The sequence below is a fragment of the Cellulomonas terrae genome (genome assembly GCF_007990265.1).
Taxonomy (GTDB): Bacteria; Actinomycetota; Actinomycetes; order Actinomycetales; family Cellulomonadaceae; genus Cellulomonas; species Cellulomonas terrae.
Window position 1 is genome coordinate 329,055 of record NZ_BJWH01000003.1, and the last position, 16,017, is coordinate 345,071.

Below are 16,017 nucleotides of genomic sequence, written 5' to 3' on the forward strand. Positions count from 1 at the left end.
GTAGACCAGTCCCCCGGGCGCAGACAGAGGGCGCGTGAGGCGCCCGGTCTACGCTCGACGGGCATGAGCTTCCTCTACGAGGAGCGAGCGTCGTCGTCGGTGTTCGTCGACGTCGTGTGGCACACCCAGGACACGAGTGACGGGACGTACCTCGCGTCCGCCGACGCCCGCTGGGACCTGATCTTCACGATCAGCGCCGACGGGCAGCGCGTGCTGCTCAGCGGCCCGTCGACGCAGCCCACCCCCGTGCCCTACACGGCCGGAAACCGGAACGTGGGCATCCGGTTCGCCGCCGGCGCCTACTTCACGCACGTCCCCGTCGACGCGATGCGCGACCGCACCGAACGGCTCACCATGCCGACCCCCGGGCTGTTCCTGCTGGGCGGGTCGGCGTGGCCGTTCCCGGGGACGGACGACGCACTGGTCGACGCGCTGGTCGAGTCGTTCGCCCGCACCGGTCTGCTCGCCCACGACGACGTCGTGGAGGCCGCGCTCGACGGCGGCCCGGTGCCGCTCTCGCCGCGCTCCGTCGAGCGCCACTTCACGCACGCGACCGGGATGAGCCCGCGTGAGGTGCGTCGGATCGCCCGGGCACGCGAGGCCGTGGCCCGGCTGCAGCGCGGCGAGGCGATCGCAGACGTCGCCCACCGGCTCGGGTACGCGGACCAGTCCCACCTGACGCGCGAGCTCAAGCGGCTGACCGGGTACACGCCCGGCCAGTCGCAGGGCCGCGACGAGCCCGTCTGACCGTGTCGTCCCCGTTCAAGACACCCCGACGGCACTCCGGTTGGCTCGGACCGCACCCACCACGCCGACGGAGAGGACCGACCGCCATGGACATCCGGCCGTACGAGATCGCGATCCCGACCGAGCAGGTCGACGACCTCACCCAGCGGCTCGCCCGCACCCGCTGGCCCGCCGACCTCACCTCGGGGTGGGAGCGGGGAACCCCGGTGTCCTACGCGCGACGCCTGGCCGAGCACTGGCGGACGGCCTACGACTGGCGCGCCCAGGAGCAGCGCCTCAACCGCATGCCCCAGTTCCTCGCCGACGTCGACGGTCAGCCGGTCCACGGTCTGCACGTGCGCTCCCGCCACGAGCACGCCACACCCCTCCTGCTCTGCCACGGCTACCCCGCGTCGTTCGTCGAGTTCGCGACGCTCGCCCCCGCGCTGGCCGACCCGCAGGACGGTCCGGCGTTCCACGTCGTGGCGCCGTCGATCCCCGGCTTCGGGTTCTCCACCCCGCTCACGGGGCACGGCTGGGACATCGCGCGGACCGCCGAGGCGTTCGACCGGATCATGCGCGCGCTCGGCTACGAGCGGTACGTGGTGGTGGGTGGGGACGTCGGTGCCGGGGTCAGCGAGCAGCTGTGCCTCGACGCCGGCGAGCGAGTCATCGCGTCGCTCGTCACCACCGACCCGGGCGCCATCGCGACCGCGTACACCCCACCCACCGACCACCTGACCGAGGAGGAGAAGGCCCGGCACGAGAGCCTGAAGGCCGCCCGCGCGGAGGACTTCGGGTACCTGGGGGTACAGACGACCCGCCCCCTGAGCGTCGCGTACGGGCTGACCGACTCCCCCGTCATGCAGCTGACCTGGATCGTGGAGAAGGTCCGCGAGTGGACCGACCCGGACCGCGAGCTCCCCGAGGACGCGGTCGACCTCGACCAGCTGCTCACGCTGGTCAGCGTGGCGTGGTTCGGGCGGGGCGGCGACGGCGGCGCGAACCTGCTCTACGAGGCCGCGCACGCGTCCGTCGCCTGGGGACGGACCCACGACCGCCCCCAGGGCATGGTCGCGTTCGGCGAGGAGCCCCTCATGCGTCGCATCCTCGACCCGGACGGACACCTCGCCTTCTGGGCCGAGCACCCCCACGGCGGACACTTCCCGGCGATGGAACGACCCGACGAGCTCGCCGGGGACATCCGCACGTTCCTCGCGGCGGTGCCGGTGGGGTGAGACGACGGTGGCCCGATGTGGGTGGCATGCGGTCTGATCGTGTCGAGCGGCCGCGCAGCACGTGCGCGGCCACGGCCCCTGGAGGACCCCGATGGCGACGATCGTCTCCACCCTGTTCATCTCCCTCGACGGCATCGCCGAGATCGACCCGGCGTGGCACTTCCCGTACTTCGACGAGAACATGGGTGCCGTGGTCGGCGAGGACTACGAGGACGTCGACGTGCTGCTGCTCGGACGGGTGACCTACGACAGCTTCGCGGGCGCCTGGCCCGACCGCGAGACCGCCGGCGGGGAGGACGCCACGTTCGCTGCGCAGCTCGGTGACGTGCGCAAGGTCGTCGCGACGCGGGGCAGCCAGGACCTCGGCTGGCGGAACGCCGAGGCCGTCCAGGGCGACCTCGTCGAGGCCGTGACCGCGCTCAAGGCCGACCCGACCATCGGCAAGATCCTCGTCGCCGGGTCGATCTCGGTCGTCCGTCAGCTGCTCGCCGCCGGGCTCCTCGACCAGCTGAGCCTGCTGGTCCACCCCGTCGCCGCCCGCAAGGGCGAGCGGCTGTTCGAGGAGGGCGAGCCGATCTACCCGCTGCGTCTCCTGCGCTCCGACGTGTTCCCGACCGGCGTGATCCACCTCGTCTACGCCCCGAGCGAGCTGCCCGGGACGCAGACCTACGAGGACGTCACCGACAAGGTCCCCGGCGCGACGGACAGCTGACCGCCGGCCTGCGGGCCTGCCGCATCAGCGCGGCCCGTACCGCAGGACCGCGGTCGACACGTCGCCCGAGAACTCGCACCCCACGGCCGTCCCGTGGTCGTTCACCGCCGTCAGCACGGTGGTCTCGCCTGGGACGAGCGGCGCCACCGGTCGCAGCGGACCGGTGGCGTCGCGGACGAAGCCCTGCTGCGGACCGGCCGCGACGGCCAGGTTCCCGACCACCCGGCCCCGCTCGTTGATGTCGGACGCGATCCCGAAGACAGACTCCGGCGCGTCGACGGGCACGGGTGCCGCGCCCTGCGCCCAGCGCACCGCGCGCGACGAGCCGCCGGCGGTGTAGCTGTACCCGACGACGTCCCCCCGGTTGTTGAGGGCGGTCGCGAGGCTGTGCCCACCGAGGGTGCCCAGCGTGGTGAGCGTGCCGTCCGGCGCCCACAGGACCGCGCGCTGCGTCCCGGTGGCGTCCCACGCGTACCCCGACACCTGGCCGCGGTCGTTGATGTCGGAGGCGCCCGCGTCCCCACCGAGCCCCGGCAGGACCCGCATCGCGCCCCCGCTCCAGACGAAGGCGCGGGACGGCCCACCGAACGCGCCGGACGTCCCGACGACGTCGCCGCGCTCGTTCAACCCGGTCACGTACGAGTAGGTGTCCGACGGGTCGGCGACACCGATCCGCACCAGCCTCCGGTCCTTCCACAGCGCCGCGACCCCGTCGTCCGTGCCGGCGATGTCACCGTGGTCGTTGATCCGCACCGCGGAGTCGAGGCCGCCCGGCAGCGGGAACAGCCGTCCCAACCGGTAGACGTGCGTGTCGGTGACGACCACCTCGAGCCCGTTGACGTCCTGCGCGCACTCGTCGACACCGAGCCTCACGAGCCCCGGATCACCCGCCGCGGCGTGCGCCGGTGACGCGACGAGCGTGACGCCGAGCAGCCACGCGCTCAGGCCGGTCGTCATGACTGCACTCAGCCTGGTCCTCATGTGGTGCCCCCTGTCTTCGGCGGACGAGACGGCACCGGGTGCGCCGTCGGACGTCACCGCCGTCACTCGATGGTCGGCCGCGGACATTCCGGGCACAACGGACGGAGCGAATGTTCACCTGGTCGCCGGACAGCCGGACCTACGACGACGTCACCGCCGAGGCGCCCGGCGCCGACCGCTAGACGGACTCCGGGTCGCCGCCCTGTGCCGCTCGTCCGCCGTCGACCGGCAGCACCACACCGTTGACGAAGCTCGCGTCGTCGGACAGCAGGTAGGCGACCGCGGCCGCGACCTCCTGGGTGCTCCCGACGCGCCCGAGCGGGTGCAAGGCCGCCATCTGCGCGTCGACCAGGGGGTGCTGCTCGCGGTACGCCTCGTAGCGAGCGGTGCTGATCGACCCGAGCGCGACGGCGTTGGTGCGGATGCCGTCCGGGCCGTGGTCGACCGCGACGGCACGCGTCAGACCCTCGACGGCAGCCTTCGCGGTCGCGTACGGCAGGGCGCCCCGGACCGGCCGCCCGGCCTGGTGGGAGGACACGTTCACGATCGCGCCCGGGCGGGAGCGATCCAGGAAGTGGCGCACCGCCGTGTGGCAGCCCGTGACTGCGAGCGCCAGGTTGGCCGTGATCATCGCGAGGATCTCGTCGCTCGTCGAGGCGCCGAGCGTGGCGTCCTGGAAGATCGCCGCGTTGTTCACCCAGCCGACCAGAGGAGCGTCGGCCTCCGCGCGGGCCGCCGCCCGTCGCGCCGCCTCGGCGTCGCGCGCGTCGCCCGGCACCAGGGTCACCCTCGGGTCGTGCCAGTCGAGCGCGTCGACCACGTCCAGGACGACGACGTGGCCTTGCTGCGCCAGCCTCCCCGCGATCGCTCGGCCGACGCCTCGGCTGCCGCCGGTCACCACGTACGAGAGCTCGGTCACAGGGTGCTCCTGTTCGTCGGCGCGGGAGGGCAGGCTCCATGCTCTCGCGCGCCGGCATCGACCGTCGCCGGCGCCGACCTGACCTGCACCCCCAGGAAGCGGAGATGGACGTGTCCCCGGCAGCACGACGAAGGCCCCGACCCGCATCTCTGCTGGTCAGGGCCTTCGACGTCGCTGTCTCAACGAGTGTCCGGAGGGGGACTTGAACCCCCACGCCCTTTCGGGCACTAGCACCTCAAGCTAGCGCGTCTGCCATTCCGCCACCCGGACAGGTGGACCGCGGGGCACCCGGAGGCGCCCTCAGGTGCGGCAGAAAAGATAGCACGGCGCGGCGGGCGGGCACGCATCGGCCGCCGGGGGCACACTGGCGGCAGGCGCCGTGACCAGGCGCCCTCGGCCGTGATGCAGGGAGCCCGATGACCGACGCCAGCAGCTCGACGGGCCGGTCGTCGGCCAGCCCGACGGCCCGCAAGGTCGCGGGTGCGCGACGCAACCCGAGCGTCTACGGCACGGAGCACACCGCTCCCCGCTGGTTGCGTGGCGCGGCGGGGGTGTCGTGGCGGCTGCTCGTCGTCATCGCGATGGTCGCGCTGATCTTCTACGCCACGTCCCGGGTGCAGCTGCTGTTCGTCGCGGTGTTCCTCGCATTCGTGTTCACCGCCGTGCTGCGTCCCGCGGTGGACTACCTCGCACGGGGCATGCCGCGCGGGCTGGCCACGGCCCTGTCCATCCTCGGCGGCATCGTCTTCTTCCTCGGTCTGCTCACCTACGTGGGCTACTCGATCGCCAACCAGTGGAGCGACCTGACCAAGCAGTTCAGCGACGGCATCGGCCAGATCACCGACTTCCTGGAGAACGGGCCGCTGCCCTTCAGCATCACCAACGACCAGATCGCGGAGTGGATCAGCAACGGTCAGCAGTGGGTGCAGGAGCACGCCGGCGACCTGGCCGGCCAGGCGGCCGCGGGTGCGGGCTCGGTGGTGGAGGTGTTCACCGCCCTGGCGCTGGCGATCTTCTGCACGGTGTTCTTCCTGGCGCGCGGGCGCGAGATGTGGACCTGGTTCCTCAACCAGCTGCCGTCCCGGGTGCGTGACAGCTGGAAGACCGCCGGTGGGGCCGGCTGGTACACGTTCTCCGGGTACACGCGCGGCACGGTGATCATCGCGGTCACCGACGGGATCCTGGCCTTCATCCTGCTGAGCGTCCTGCGGGTTCCCCTGTCCGCCCCGCTCGCGGTGCTGGTGTTCATCGGTGCGTTCATCCCCCTGATCGGGGCGCCGCTGGCGATGGTCATCGCGATGATCGTGGCACTCGCTGCCAACGGTCTGCTGTCGGCGGCGATCGTCGGTATCGGCATCGCGCTCATCGGCCAGTTCGAGGGGCACATCCTGCAGCCGATCGTGATGGGCAAGCAGGTGGCGATCCACCCGGTGGTCATCGCGTTGGCGGTCACCGCAGGAACCCTGACCGCGGGCATCCTCGGCGCCGTCATCTCCGTCCCGCTGGTGGCGGTGTGCTGGGCGATCTTCTCCCGTCTGCGCACGCTCGACCCGCCGATGGAGGAGGACGAGTCCGACGACGACGTCGAACCGGTCGAGACCGTCGAGGAGATCGACGACGACGAGGTCGTCAAGCAGTCCTGAGCCCTACCGGAAGTCCCGCGACGCCGACCGGACCTTGAGCGACATCGGGGTCAGGTGCTCCGCGACCAGGTTGGTCGCACCGTCCGCCCGCTCCAGCCGACCGCGCACCACCAGGGCGCGTGACGTGCGGGCCACCTTGCGGAACTTCTGCCACAGCCCCGCCGAGCAGATGACGTTGAGCAGCCCGGTCTCGTCCTCGAGGGACAGGAACGTCGTCCCGCCCGCGGTGCCGGGCCGCTGCCGGTGCGTGACGACACCGGCGACGGCGACCCGGCGCCCGATCTCGTGGCGGAACGCCTGCTCGACCCGCAGCACCCCGGCGGCGTCGAGGCCGTCGCGGACGAACTGCGTCGGGTAGGAGTCGACCGAGACCCCCGTGGCCCACACGTCCGCGGTCGCGACCTCCACGCCGTCCAGGCCGGGGAGCATCGGGGCGGTGACCCCGACGGAGACCCCCGGCAGGGTGTCCGGCCCTTCCTGCGCGAGTGCGCCGGCCGCCCACAGCGCCTCGCGACGGGTGACCCCCAGGCTGTCGAGCGCCCCGGCGGTGGCGAGCGCCTCGAGCTGGGTGGTCGACAGCTGCACCCGCCGCACCAGCTGGCGCAGGTCGGTGAACGGCCCGTGCGCCCGGCGTTCGTCGACCACCTGCTGCGCGACGTCCTCCCCGACCGACCGGACCGAGGAGAGCCCCAGCCGGACCGCGAGGGAACGCCGCCCGTCCCCCGTGCGCACCCCCGCAGGGACGGCGGGACCGGTCCCGCTCGGCGTCGGCACCAGCTGCGGCTCACCGCCCTCCGGGGCAGGGCCCAGGCGTTCGACGCACGCCTGCACGTCGGACGCCTGCACGTCCGGGCGGAGCACCTCCAGGCCGTGCCGGCGGGCGTCCGCGGCGAGGCTCTGCGGCGAGTAGAAGCCCATCGGCTGTGCTGCGAGCAGCCCCGCGTAGAACGCCGCCGGGTGGTACACCTTCAGCCACGCGCTGGCGTAGACCAGGAACGCGAACGAGTAGGCGTGCGACTCGGGGAAGCCGAAGTCGGCGAACGCCCGGAGCTTCTCGAAGATCTCCTGGCCGGTCCTCTCGTCGATCCCGTGCCCGGCCATCCCCGACATCAGCCGGCCCCGCATCGCCTCCATCCGCTCGGTCGACCGCTTCGAGCCCATCGCCCGGCGCAGCTGGTCGGCCTCCGCGGGCGTGAAGTCGGCGACGTCGATGGCCATCTGCATGAGCTGCTCCTGGAACAGGGGAACGCCCTTGGTCTTGGCCAGCGACTTCTCCAGCAGCGGGTGCAGGTAGGTGACGGGCTGCCGGCCGTGCGCGCGCTCGATGTACGGGTGGACGGAGCCGCCCTGGATGGGACCGGGGCGGATGAGCGCGACCTCGATGACGATGTCGTAGAACGTCCGCGGCTGCAGGCGCGGCAGGGTGCCCATCTGCGCGCGCGACTCCACCTGGAACACCCCGACGGTGTCCGCGGCGCTGAGCAGGTCGTACACCCGCGGGTCCTCGGCGGGCAGCCCGTGCAGGTCGAGCTTCTCGCCCTCGTGCTCGTGCACGAACCCGAACCCGATCCGCAGGGCCGTCAGCATGCCGAGGCCCAGCAGGTCGAACTTCACCAGCCCCGCGTCCGCGCAGTCCTCCTTGTCCCACTGCAGCACCGTGCGTCCGGGCATCCGCGCCCACTCCACCGGGCACACCTCGATGACCGGCCGGTCGCACATGACCATCCCGCCGGAGTGGATGCCGAGGTGCCGGGGCAGGCGCAGGAACCGGTCCGCGAGGTCGATGACGTGCTCGGGGATCTCGTCGAGGTCGCTGGCCGACGGCGGCAGGACCGTCGGGACGACGTCGTGCCCGTCCGCGGTGACCAGCCCCGGCGTGTCGACCCCCTTGGCGGCACGCAGCACCGACGGCGGCTCCCACGTGTTGCCCCACATCGACGCCTGCGTGCGCCGGCGCTCGTCACGCGCGGTGGTGAGAGGCTCGGGTACCTGTCCGGCGTGGCCGACGTGCGGACGAGGGCGCCGGACCGACGACGGCTTCTCGGGCGGTGGTGGCGGGGTGTTCGGTCGCAGGCTCCCCCACCGCTCGATCGACTGCGCCCACGCGTCCTGCTGCCCCGCGTCGTACCCGAGCGCCCGCGCCGCGTCCCGGACCGCCGACCGCGGCCGGTAGGAGATGACGTTGGCCACCTGCGCGGCGTGCGTCCGGCCGTGCTTGTCGTAGACGTACTGGATGACCTCCTCGCGGCGGGCCGACTCGATGTCCACGTCGATGTCCGGCGGCCCGTCGCGCTCGGGCGCCAGGAACCGCTCGAACAGCAGGCCGTGCCGCACCGCGTCCACGGCGGTGACCCGCAGCGCGTAGCAGACCGCGGAGTTGGCGGCCGACCCGCGGCCCTGCGCCATGATCCCGTTGCGCCGGCAGAAGTCGACCAGGTCGTAGACCACCAGGAAGTACCCCGGGAACCCCAGGTCCTCGATGACCTTGAGCTCGTGCGCCAGCTGCGCGTACGCGCCGGGCACCTTCTCCGCCCCCGGCGGCCCGTACAGCTCGAGCGCCCCCTGGCGGACCAGCTCACGCAGCCACGTGGCCTCCGTGTGGCCGGGCGGCACCGGGTAGGGCGGGAGCTGCGGTGCGACGAGGGACAGGTCGAACGCGCACTCGTCGGCCAGGTCCGCCGCGGTCACCACGGCCGACGGGTGCCGTCGGTGCAGCGCGAGCATCTCGGTGGCCGACCGCAGGTGCGCCATCGGGCCGCCGGGCAGCCAGCCGTCCAGGTCCTCCAGCGACGACCGGGCCCGGACCGCGGCGAGCGCGGCGGCCAGGTCGGCGTCGCGCGGGGTGGCGTAGTGCACGTTCCCCGTGGCGACGAGCGGGAGCCCGGCGTCGGCCGCGAGGTGCGCGAGGGCGTCGGCGCGGTCGGTGTCGTACGGGTCCCCCGCCGCGGTGACCTCGACGGCCACGTTGTCGCGGCCGAACAGGGCGACGAGCCGGTCGAGCTCGGTCCGCGCCGCCTCGACCCCGGTCGCGCTCACTCCCGCGACGCCCGACGGGTCACCGCCAGCGAGCGCGCGCCGGACCGACCCCTTGCGGCAGCCGGTGAGCACGAGCCAGTTCCCCGCGGCCGTCGCCGCGAGCTCCTCCAGCCGGTAGTCCGCCGCCCCCTTCTGGCCCGTGCGCAGGTGCGCCTCCGCGATCGCGCGGGACAGGGCGCGGTAGCCGTCGGGGCCGCGGGCGAGGACGAGCAGGTGCGACGCCCTCGGGTCCGGGACGCCCGTCGGCAGGTCCAGCACCGGCGGCCCCGGGGTGGCGCGCGCCTTCTCGCGCGGGTGCCGGCGACCGTCCGGTGCCGGCAGGTGCAGCTCCGCCCCGAACACGGTCGGCAGACCGACCGCCTTGGCCGCCTGCGCGAACCGCACCACGCCGTACAGGCCGTCGTGGTCGGTGAGCCCGAGCGCTCCCAACCCGAGTCGGGCGGCCTCCGCCGCGAGCTCCTCGGGCTGGCTGGCGCCGTCGAGGAAGCTGAACGCGGAGTGCGCGTGCAGCTCGGCGTACCGCGGAGGGAAGGGTGCCGAGCGCTCAGTCATACGTCGCCTCGCACGTCCAGCCACCCGCCGTGCAGGCCAGGAGCACCGCGCGGCCGTCGTCGAACATCACCTGCAGGTGCGCCCGCAGGCCGGGACGGTCGTCGGCCGCGACCCACCACCGCTCGCTGAGCAGCCACGGCCCGGCCCACCCGACGACGGCACGAGGCTCGTCGTCGGCCACCTGCATCCGCGTGACGGCGACGTCCCACGGCTCGGCCCGCCGACGCCCGCGCGCCGCATGACCGGGGGTCTCGCGCGTCTCGCGCCTGCGCAGCGCGCCCGCACGCCCGGAGGGCTCCGGCGGCGCCTCGTCAACCTCCCGCCGCAGCCACCGCACCCACGCCGGCTCCCCGCGCAGCCCGCTGCGCACGTCGAGGACCACGGGCGCCCCCGACGCGTCCCGCACGTCCACCCGCTCGGGCGGGTCCAGCACCGTCGCCGGCGCGGGGTCGGGCAGCCGACCCGGCCAGGGCCGGTCCACGGGCCGCGCAGGCTCGGTCTGCTCGCCCCACGGCTGCAGGTGCACCTGGTCGCGTACGTCGCGCCCACCCTGCAGGGTCGCGACGAGGATCCCCGACCCCCCGACGATCCCCTGCACCCGGTCCAGCGCCCGGTGCGCGCGCAGGTCGCCACCGGACGGCCCACCCCACAGCCGCCCCTGCTCGGCACCCGCCGGGGCGACGTCGAGGGCGGTGACCGCGAGGTGGACCAGGGTGACCGCTCGCGAGTCCTCGTCGGGCCAGGGGTCGCTCGGCAGGTCGTCGTGCGCCCAGGGGTCCCGGCCGGACGCGACCGCGTCCCGGGCCGCCCGCGAGCGTGCGCGGGCGGCGGGGTCGTCGGCCGCACGTGCCCGGGCGGCCTCGACCGCACCGGAGGCCAGCCACCCCTCCAGCTGCCAGCGGATCCGGTCGGTGATCCGCGCCGGGGTCAGCCCGCCCCAGCCGCCGAGGTCGGTGCGCCAGGTCCGCACCAGGTCGGTGCCGTCGTCGGTGCGGGCGGAGATCTGCAGGCGGCCGCAGGTCACCGAGTGCTGCACGAGCAGCGCGTGGAGCTCCTCGGCCAGCCGCCGGCCGGCGAACGTCGCCGAGTCGACCCGGTCGAGCGGCGGGTCGAGGTCGGCGGCCACCTCGAGGTCCGCCTCGGGGCGACGACGGGCGGGCGGGCGCTCGTCGTCGCCGCGCGCGAGCAGCTGCGCCCACGCGCCGAGCCGTCCGAAGCGGGCGTGCACGTCCGTGGGTGGCAGCGCGGCGAGGTGACCGAGCTGCCGCAGCCCGAGGCGGTGCAGCAGGTCCACCAGCTGGGCCACCGCGGACGCCGCCTCGTCGGTGACCGCCGCGTGCACCAGCTCGCTCATCGCGCGCGGTGCCAGGTACGCGGCCGACGTCCCCGGCGGCACCACCGCTCCGGTGCGCGCGGCCAGCACGGCTGCCAGCAGACCGTCGGCCGTACCGACCGCGCACTCGTGGCCGGAGCCGGCCGCGACCGCGTCGATGAGCCGCTCCGCGAGCGCGTCCTCGGAGCCGTGGTACCGGCTGGCTCCCCCCGCGGGCAGCAGCAGCATCCCGGCGCGGACCACCTCGATGCCCGCCACCACCGTCTCGGCAGCCGCCGCGACCGGCTCGAACAGCCGCACGTCCCGGGCGTCGTCGGCGGGCAGCAGCACCAGCTCGGGGCAGACCCCCTGCGCCTGCCGGCGTCGCATCCCCCGGCGCACGCCCTCTGCCCGCGCGAGGGCGGACACGGCGGTGAGCTGCCGGCCGTCGTGCACCGCGGTGGGGACGTGCGGGGGCACCTCCTCGGACGTCGCGGCGGCCACCACCGGCCAGTCCGGGACCCACAGGACGGTCGTGCGGGTACTCATCCCACGAGCCTCAGACCGGGTGCAGCCTGCTGCGCCGGGACGGGCACCGGCGCCGACCCGATGGGCAGGGTCAGGTCGAGCGAGCGCGGCACCGCGGCGCTGCCCCGGCCGGTGCGGACCAGCCGGATCTCGTGGGTGCGCAGCCGTCCCTCGCCCGCGTCGATCCCCGTCCACCGACCGGACTCGACCGTGAGCACCACCCCGGCTCCCGGCCAGTCGACGGTCGACAGCAGCACCGACCCACGGTCCCGGGCGCGCGCGGACAGCTTGCGGCGCTCGGCGTCGGTCAGGGCGGCCTGCGGGCCGACGACCACGACGTCCACGCCGTCGAGCAGCGCGGCCACGACGGTCGGCGCCTCCAGGCCGGGGTGCGGGACCACGGCCAGACGCTCGAGGGAGACGCCGGCCTGCGCGGCTGCGAGCAGCCCGATGGTCGGCTGGCCGACGACGCTCGCCCACGCCCCGCCGGCGCACGCGTGCGCGAGCATGGCCAGCACCAGCGACGTCGACCCGGTGACCACCGTGGTGCCGCCGCGGCGCAGCCCCTCGGGCAGGATCGGGGCCAGCGGCGGCGGGACCGCCATCGGCGGGCGCTCACTGGTGATGATGCCCGCGCTCGGCTGCTCGGCCGGCGCCTCGGGCGGGTGCGGGAGCACCACCAGCGCGGGGCCGGCGGCGGCCTCCGGAGCAGGGGGCCGGATGTCGGCGGCACCGTGCCCAGCAGGCTCGACCGAGGGCCCGGGACCGCCCAGCTGCAGCACGCTGCGGGCGCCCGTGCGCTGCTCGGCGCGTGCGAGGGCGGCCCGGGCGAGCACGGCCCGATCCTCGCGCGACATGGTGCCGACGGTCATGCGACCCTCCTCCCGATCAGCCGATGAGAGGGTGCTCCCGGAGACCTCATCGAACATCTGTTCGAAGTATCTCAGTACACGCTGACACTCCGCGCAGTGTCAATCCGGGTCGCCCGGTCGGCTGACTGACGGCGTGCCCGCCGCCGCGACGTCGCAGGTCTCGGCTATGTTCTCGTCGCCCGGCAGCGCGGCCGGCACCCGTCAGCAGAGAGGCACGTCATGCGAGTCGTCGTCGGGATCCTCCGCCTCGCCCTCGCGGCGATCGGCCTCCTCGCCCTCTTCTGGGCGCCCAGCACGGGGCTGACGTTCGACCTCGAGGACTACGTCTACTTCACCAACCAGTCGAACCTGCTGCTGGCGCTGGTGATGCTCTGGGGCGGCGTCGCCGTGCTCGCCGGACGACGGGAGCCGACGCCCTGGGTGTTCGGCGCCGTGACGCTCTTCCTCCTCATCACGGGCCTGGTCTCGTACCTCATCCTCGACCCGGCACCTCCCGGCGAGGAGGTCGTCGCGCTCGGCCTGACCCGGGACCAGATCGTGCACCGGCTCACGCCGATCGCGGCGTTCGTGCACTTCGTGCTGATGGTCCCGCACCGCACCCTGCGCATCCGCAGCGCCGCGTCCTGGCTGCTCTACCCCGTGGCGTACTGCGTGTTCACCACGGTCCGCGGGCTGCTGAGCCCCGACAGCGACTACCCGTACGGGTTCATCGACGTCTCGGAGCTGGGCTACGGCGGCCTGCTGCTCAACGTGCTGATCTACGGCGTCGGGTTCTTCGTCCTCGGTCTCGCCCTCGTCGGTCTCGACCGGCTCCTGCCCGCGCGGGCGCTCCTCGGCCGACGCGAGCCCGAGCCGACCCCGCGCGCACCCCTGGTCCCCGCGCCATGATGTCGCCATGGCCGTGAACCTCACCCGCCCCGTCGCCCCCGATCCCTACGCGCTGCTCCCGCCGGTCCCCGACTTCACCCTGACGAGCGCAGACTTCGCGCACGGCGAGCGCCTCCCGGACGTGCACACCAACACCGACGCCGGCAGCAACACCTCGCCGCAGCTGTCGTGGTCGGGCTTCCCCGACGCCACGCAGTCGTTCCTGGTGAGCTGCTTCGACCCCGACGCCCCCGGCCCCGCGGGCTGGTGGCACTGGACCGTCGTCGACGTCCCTGCGACCACCACCTCCCTGGCCACGGGTGCGGACCTGCCCGCCGGGGCGTTCGCGCTGCGCGGCGACGACGGCGAGGCCCGCTACGTGGGCGCGGCTCCTCCGCCCGGCGACCAGGTGCACCGGTACTTCTTCGTCGTGCACGCCCTCGACGTGCCGTCGCTCGGACTCGGCCCGGACACGATGCCCGGTGCCGCGAACACGGCAGTCCTGTTCCACACGCTCGCCCGGGCGGTCCTCGTCGGGACCTACCAGCGATGACGCTCGGCACCCTCACGTGGGTCCGCGCGCTCGATCGCCCCGACCTGCTCGCCGTCTCGACGCACGCCTCGATCGAGGCATGGGCGGCGGACGACCCGGCGGTGGCCGACGCGGTCCTGGTGACCGAGATCGACCCCGACCTCGCGGACACGGCCGCGCTCACCGAGGCGTACCGGCTGCCGCCCGCGGCGTCCGCCAACTGCGTCCTCGTCGCGGGCCGTCGGGAGGGTGAGGAGCGCGTGGCCGCAGCTGTCGTGCGCGCCACCACACGGGCCGACGTGAACGCCACGGTCAAGCGGCTGCTCGACGTCCGCAAGGCGTCGTTCCTGCCCATGGACCGCGCCGTCGAGGAGTCGGGCATGGAGTACGGCGGCATCACCCCGCTCGGCCTGCCGGCGCGTTACCGCGTGCTGGTGGACGGCCGTGTCGCGACGGACGACCCCTCCGGTCCGACCGTCATCATCGGCAGCGGCGTGCGGCGCTCGAAGATCGCGCTGCCCGGTGCGCTCCTCGCCCGAGCGCCCGGCGTCGAGCTGATCGACGGACTCGCTCTCGCTTAAACTTTCTTCGAGTAGCATCGGAGGCAACTTTACGACGCTACGGGGAGGTGGGCATGGGCACCTGGGTCACGCAGCAGTGGACGCCGCGCGTGACCGACGGTGTCCCCCGCCGGTTCACGCGCTCCGGGAGCTACCAGGCGTTCGTCCCGGACTCCCTGCTGGACCTCGACGTCCCGCAGGACGCGCACCTCGACGCGCTCCTCGACGAGGCCGAGAGCCGCGCCCGGGACGCGGCCGACCTCGCCGCGCACACCGCCCTCGGGCAGATCGGTGACCTGCTCGTGCGCTCGGAGGCGGCGGCGTCGTCGCTCATCGAGGGGTACGAGCCGACGCCGCGCGCCGTCGCCGTCGCGGACTTCGTCGCGCGCGGCCGGGAGTCCGCCGTCACCGTCGCCCGCACCCTGCACGCGGTCCGTGCCTCCGTCGAGCGCGCCGTCGACCCGGACGTGTCGCTGGTGTGGGACGTCGTCGAGCTCCAACGCCTGATCGCCCCCCGCCACGCCGGCGTCCGCACCGAGCCCGTGTGGATCGGCGGTCGCACCCCCCTCGAAGCGCACTACACCGCACCTCCGCACGACCTGGTGCCCGGGCTCCTCGACGACCTCGAGACGTACCTCGCCTCGCGTCGGCACCGGCCCCTGCTCGCCGCCGCCCTCGCGCACGCCCAGCTCGAGACCATCCACCCGTTCGCCGACGGCAACGGGCGCGCGGGACGGGTGCTCATCGGGACCGTCCTCGCCCGGTACGGGGTGACCCCGCACCTCACCCTGCCTGTCAGCACCGCCCTGTTCCGCGACCGCGAGCGCTACTACAGCGCCCTCGACGCCTTCCGCCGGGGGGACCTCGGCTCGGCCATCGTGGGCGTCGTCGCCGAGGCCGTGATCGCTGCGGCCGCCGACGCGCTCCTGTTGTCGGCGCAGGTGACCGACTGGCAGCACCGGCGGACGGAGGATCTCGACGCCCACCTGCGCGACCGGTCGCCGACCGGCCGCGTCCGGCGCGGGACGGCCCACCTGCTCGTCGCCGACCTCCCCGCGCACCCCGTGCTCGACGCCGCGACGGTCGCCACCCGGCACGCGATCAGCGTGGTCGCCGCGCGCAGCGCGCTGGAGTCGCTGGCCGAGGCGGGCGTGCTGCGGCGCGACCGGAAGGCGGACCGCACCAGGACCGTGTACGTCGCCACCGGTCTGCTGGACCTCGTCGCCGAGCCGGGCATCGTCGCCGAGCCGGACCCTGCCGCGGCCGTCGACGTCCCCGTGGCCGCCGTCGACGCGCCGACCGATGCCGCGTGCGGTGCGTGGCTCCCCCGCGCCGGGCGCTCCTGCCACCTGCCCCGTGGCCACCGAGGACAGCACCGGTGAGGACCTCGTGTGGGTCCGCGCCGCTAGCGTGCCCTGCATGAGCCGGACGACGCACCGTGTCATCCGGGACCGTGCCGTCTGCCGCGCCCACGGGATCGCGGGCGTGCTGGCGCGGCCCGCCGCGGGTGCCGAGCGCGCGGTCGTGGTGATCGGCGGG

Annotated in this window: 13 protein-coding genes and 1 tRNA gene; 8 read left to right on the plus strand and 6 right to left on the minus strand. The window is 74.2% G+C overall.

Annotation, left to right across the window (positions count from 1 at the left end; all coding sequences use genetic code 11):
- Positions 1-63 precede the first annotated feature (63 nt).
- From CTE05_RS05505 to CTE05_RS05515, 3 genes are all read left to right on the plus strand, one after another.
- On the plus strand, positions 64-747 hold the full coding sequence (locus CTE05_RS05505) for a helix-turn-helix transcriptional regulator (RefSeq protein ID WP_146845094.1): 684 nt from the start codon (positions 64-66) through the stop codon (positions 745-747).
- A gap of 86 nt (positions 748-833) precedes the next feature.
- Complete coding sequence (locus CTE05_RS05510; RefSeq protein ID WP_146845095.1) at positions 834-1,964, plus strand: epoxide hydrolase family protein; 1,131 nt, start codon at positions 834-836, stop codon at positions 1,962-1,964.
- A 91-nt stretch (positions 1,965-2,055) separates the two neighbouring features.
- The gene (locus CTE05_RS05515) at positions 2,056-2,676 is read left to right on the plus strand and encodes a dihydrofolate reductase family protein (RefSeq protein ID WP_146845096.1); all 621 of its coding nucleotides are present in this window, start codon (positions 2,056-2,058) and stop codon (positions 2,674-2,676) included.
- A 24-nt stretch (positions 2,677-2,700) separates the two neighbouring features.
- Here the strand turns inward: CTE05_RS05515 and CTE05_RS05520 are convergent, their stop codons facing one another.
- From CTE05_RS05520 to CTE05_RS05530, 3 genes are all read right to left on the minus strand, one after another.
- A complete protein-coding gene (locus CTE05_RS05520; protein WP_186814745.1) occupies positions 2,701-3,633 on the minus strand; it encodes a hypothetical protein in 933 nt (310 codons plus the stop codon).
- A 202-nt stretch (positions 3,634-3,835) separates the two neighbouring features.
- Positions 3,836-4,576 (minus strand): SDR family NAD(P)-dependent oxidoreductase, encoded by a 741-nt coding sequence (locus tag CTE05_RS05525; protein WP_246123287.1) that lies wholly within the window; start codon positions 4,574-4,576, stop codon positions 3,836-3,838.
- Positions 4,577-4,763: 187 nt separating this feature from the next.
- Positions 4,764-4,846 (minus strand) — tRNA-Leu (locus tag CTE05_RS05530).
- A gap of 146 nt (positions 4,847-4,992) precedes the next feature.
- Between CTE05_RS05530 and CTE05_RS05535 the strand changes: the two genes are divergently transcribed.
- Positions 4,993-6,219, plus strand: coding sequence for an AI-2E family transporter (locus CTE05_RS05535; RefSeq protein WP_146845099.1), 1,227 nt, complete (start codon positions 4,993-4,995; stop codon positions 6,217-6,219).
- Between the two features lie 3 nt (positions 6,220-6,222).
- Here the strand turns inward: CTE05_RS05535 and CTE05_RS05540 are convergent, their stop codons facing one another.
- The 3 genes from CTE05_RS05540 to imuA' are packed head-to-tail and all read right to left on the minus strand — an operon-like array spanning position 6,223 to position 12,519.
- On the minus strand, positions 6,223-9,807 hold the full coding sequence (locus CTE05_RS05540) for a PHP domain-containing protein (RefSeq protein WP_146845100.1): 3,585 nt from the start codon (positions 9,805-9,807) through the stop codon (positions 6,223-6,225).
- Positions 9,800-11,668 (minus strand): DNA polymerase Y family protein, encoded by a 1,869-nt coding sequence (locus CTE05_RS05545; protein ID WP_146845135.1) that lies wholly within the window; start codon positions 11,666-11,668, stop codon positions 9,800-9,802. Before CTE05_RS05545 ends, CTE05_RS05540 begins: the two co-directional genes overlap by 8 nt.
- Positions 11,665-12,519, minus strand: a complete 855-nt coding sequence (imuA', locus tag CTE05_RS20155; protein ID WP_186814746.1) for a DnaE2-dependent mutagenesis accessory factor ImuA' — start codon at positions 12,517-12,519, stop codon at positions 11,665-11,667. The genes CTE05_RS05545 and imuA' overlap by 4 nt, the downstream gene beginning before the upstream one ends.
- A 219-nt stretch (positions 12,520-12,738) precedes the next feature.
- Here imuA' and CTE05_RS05550 point away from each other — a divergent pair, with 219 nt between their 5' ends.
- From CTE05_RS05550 to CTE05_RS05565, 4 genes are read left to right on the plus strand one after another with little or no spacing between them, the layout of a single operon-like run.
- Complete coding sequence (locus tag CTE05_RS05550; protein WP_146845101.1) at positions 12,739-13,407, plus strand: Pr6Pr family membrane protein; 669 nt, start codon at positions 12,739-12,741, stop codon at positions 13,405-13,407.
- A gap of 7 nt (positions 13,408-13,414) precedes the next feature.
- On the plus strand, positions 13,415-13,939 hold the full coding sequence (locus CTE05_RS05555; RefSeq protein ID WP_146845102.1) for a YbhB/YbcL family Raf kinase inhibitor-like protein: 525 nt from the start codon (positions 13,415-13,417) through the stop codon (positions 13,937-13,939).
- A complete protein-coding gene (locus CTE05_RS05560) occupies positions 13,936-14,499 on the plus strand; it encodes a YbaK/EbsC family protein (protein WP_146845103.1) in 564 nt (187 codons plus the stop codon). Before CTE05_RS05555 ends, CTE05_RS05560 begins: the two co-directional genes overlap by 4 nt.
- Positions 14,500-14,552: 53 nt before the next feature.
- Complete coding sequence (locus CTE05_RS05565; RefSeq protein ID WP_146845104.1) at positions 14,553-15,860, plus strand: Fic family protein; 1,308 nt, start codon at positions 14,553-14,555, stop codon at positions 15,858-15,860.
- Positions 15,861-16,017 lie beyond the last annotated feature (157 nt).

Excerpts from the sequence above, each read along its gene's own strand:
- CTE05_RS05520 (WP_186814745.1), bottom strand. The coding sequence starts at position 3,633 with ATGACGACCGGCCTGAGCGCGTGGCTGCTCGGCGTCACGCTCGTCGCG.
- CTE05_RS05555 (WP_146845102.1), top strand. The coding sequence starts at position 13,415 with ATGGCCGTGAACCTCACCCGCCCCGTCGCCCCCGATCCCTACGCGCTG.
- imuA' (WP_186814746.1), bottom strand. The coding sequence starts at position 12,519 with ATGACCGTCGGCACCATGTCGCGCGAGGATCGGGCCGTGCTCGCCCGG.
- CTE05_RS05545 (WP_146845135.1), bottom strand. The coding sequence starts at position 11,668 with ATGAGTACCCGCACGACCGTCCTGTGGGTCCCGGACTGGCCGGTGGTG.
- CTE05_RS05550 (WP_146845101.1), top strand. The coding sequence starts at position 12,739 with ATGCGAGTCGTCGTCGGGATCCTCCGCCTCGCCCTCGCGGCGATCGGC.
- CTE05_RS05540 (WP_146845100.1), bottom strand. The coding sequence starts at position 9,807 with ATGACTGAGCGCTCGGCACCCTTCCCTCCGCGGTACGCCGAGCTGCAC.
- CTE05_RS05565 (WP_146845104.1), top strand. The coding sequence starts at position 14,553 with ATGGGCACCTGGGTCACGCAGCAGTGGACGCCGCGCGTGACCGACGGT.
- CTE05_RS05510 (WP_146845095.1), top strand. The coding sequence starts at position 834 with ATGGACATCCGGCCGTACGAGATCGCGATCCCGACCGAGCAGGTCGAC.
- CTE05_RS05505 (WP_146845094.1), top strand. The coding sequence starts at position 64 with ATGAGCTTCCTCTACGAGGAGCGAGCGTCGTCGTCGGTGTTCGTCGAC.
- CTE05_RS05560 (WP_146845103.1), top strand. The coding sequence starts at position 13,936 with ATGACGCTCGGCACCCTCACGTGGGTCCGCGCGCTCGATCGCCCCGAC.
- CTE05_RS05515 (WP_146845096.1), top strand. The coding sequence starts at position 2,056 with ATGGCGACGATCGTCTCCACCCTGTTCATCTCCCTCGACGGCATCGCC.
- CTE05_RS05535 (WP_146845099.1), top strand. The coding sequence starts at position 4,993 with ATGACCGACGCCAGCAGCTCGACGGGCCGGTCGTCGGCCAGCCCGACG.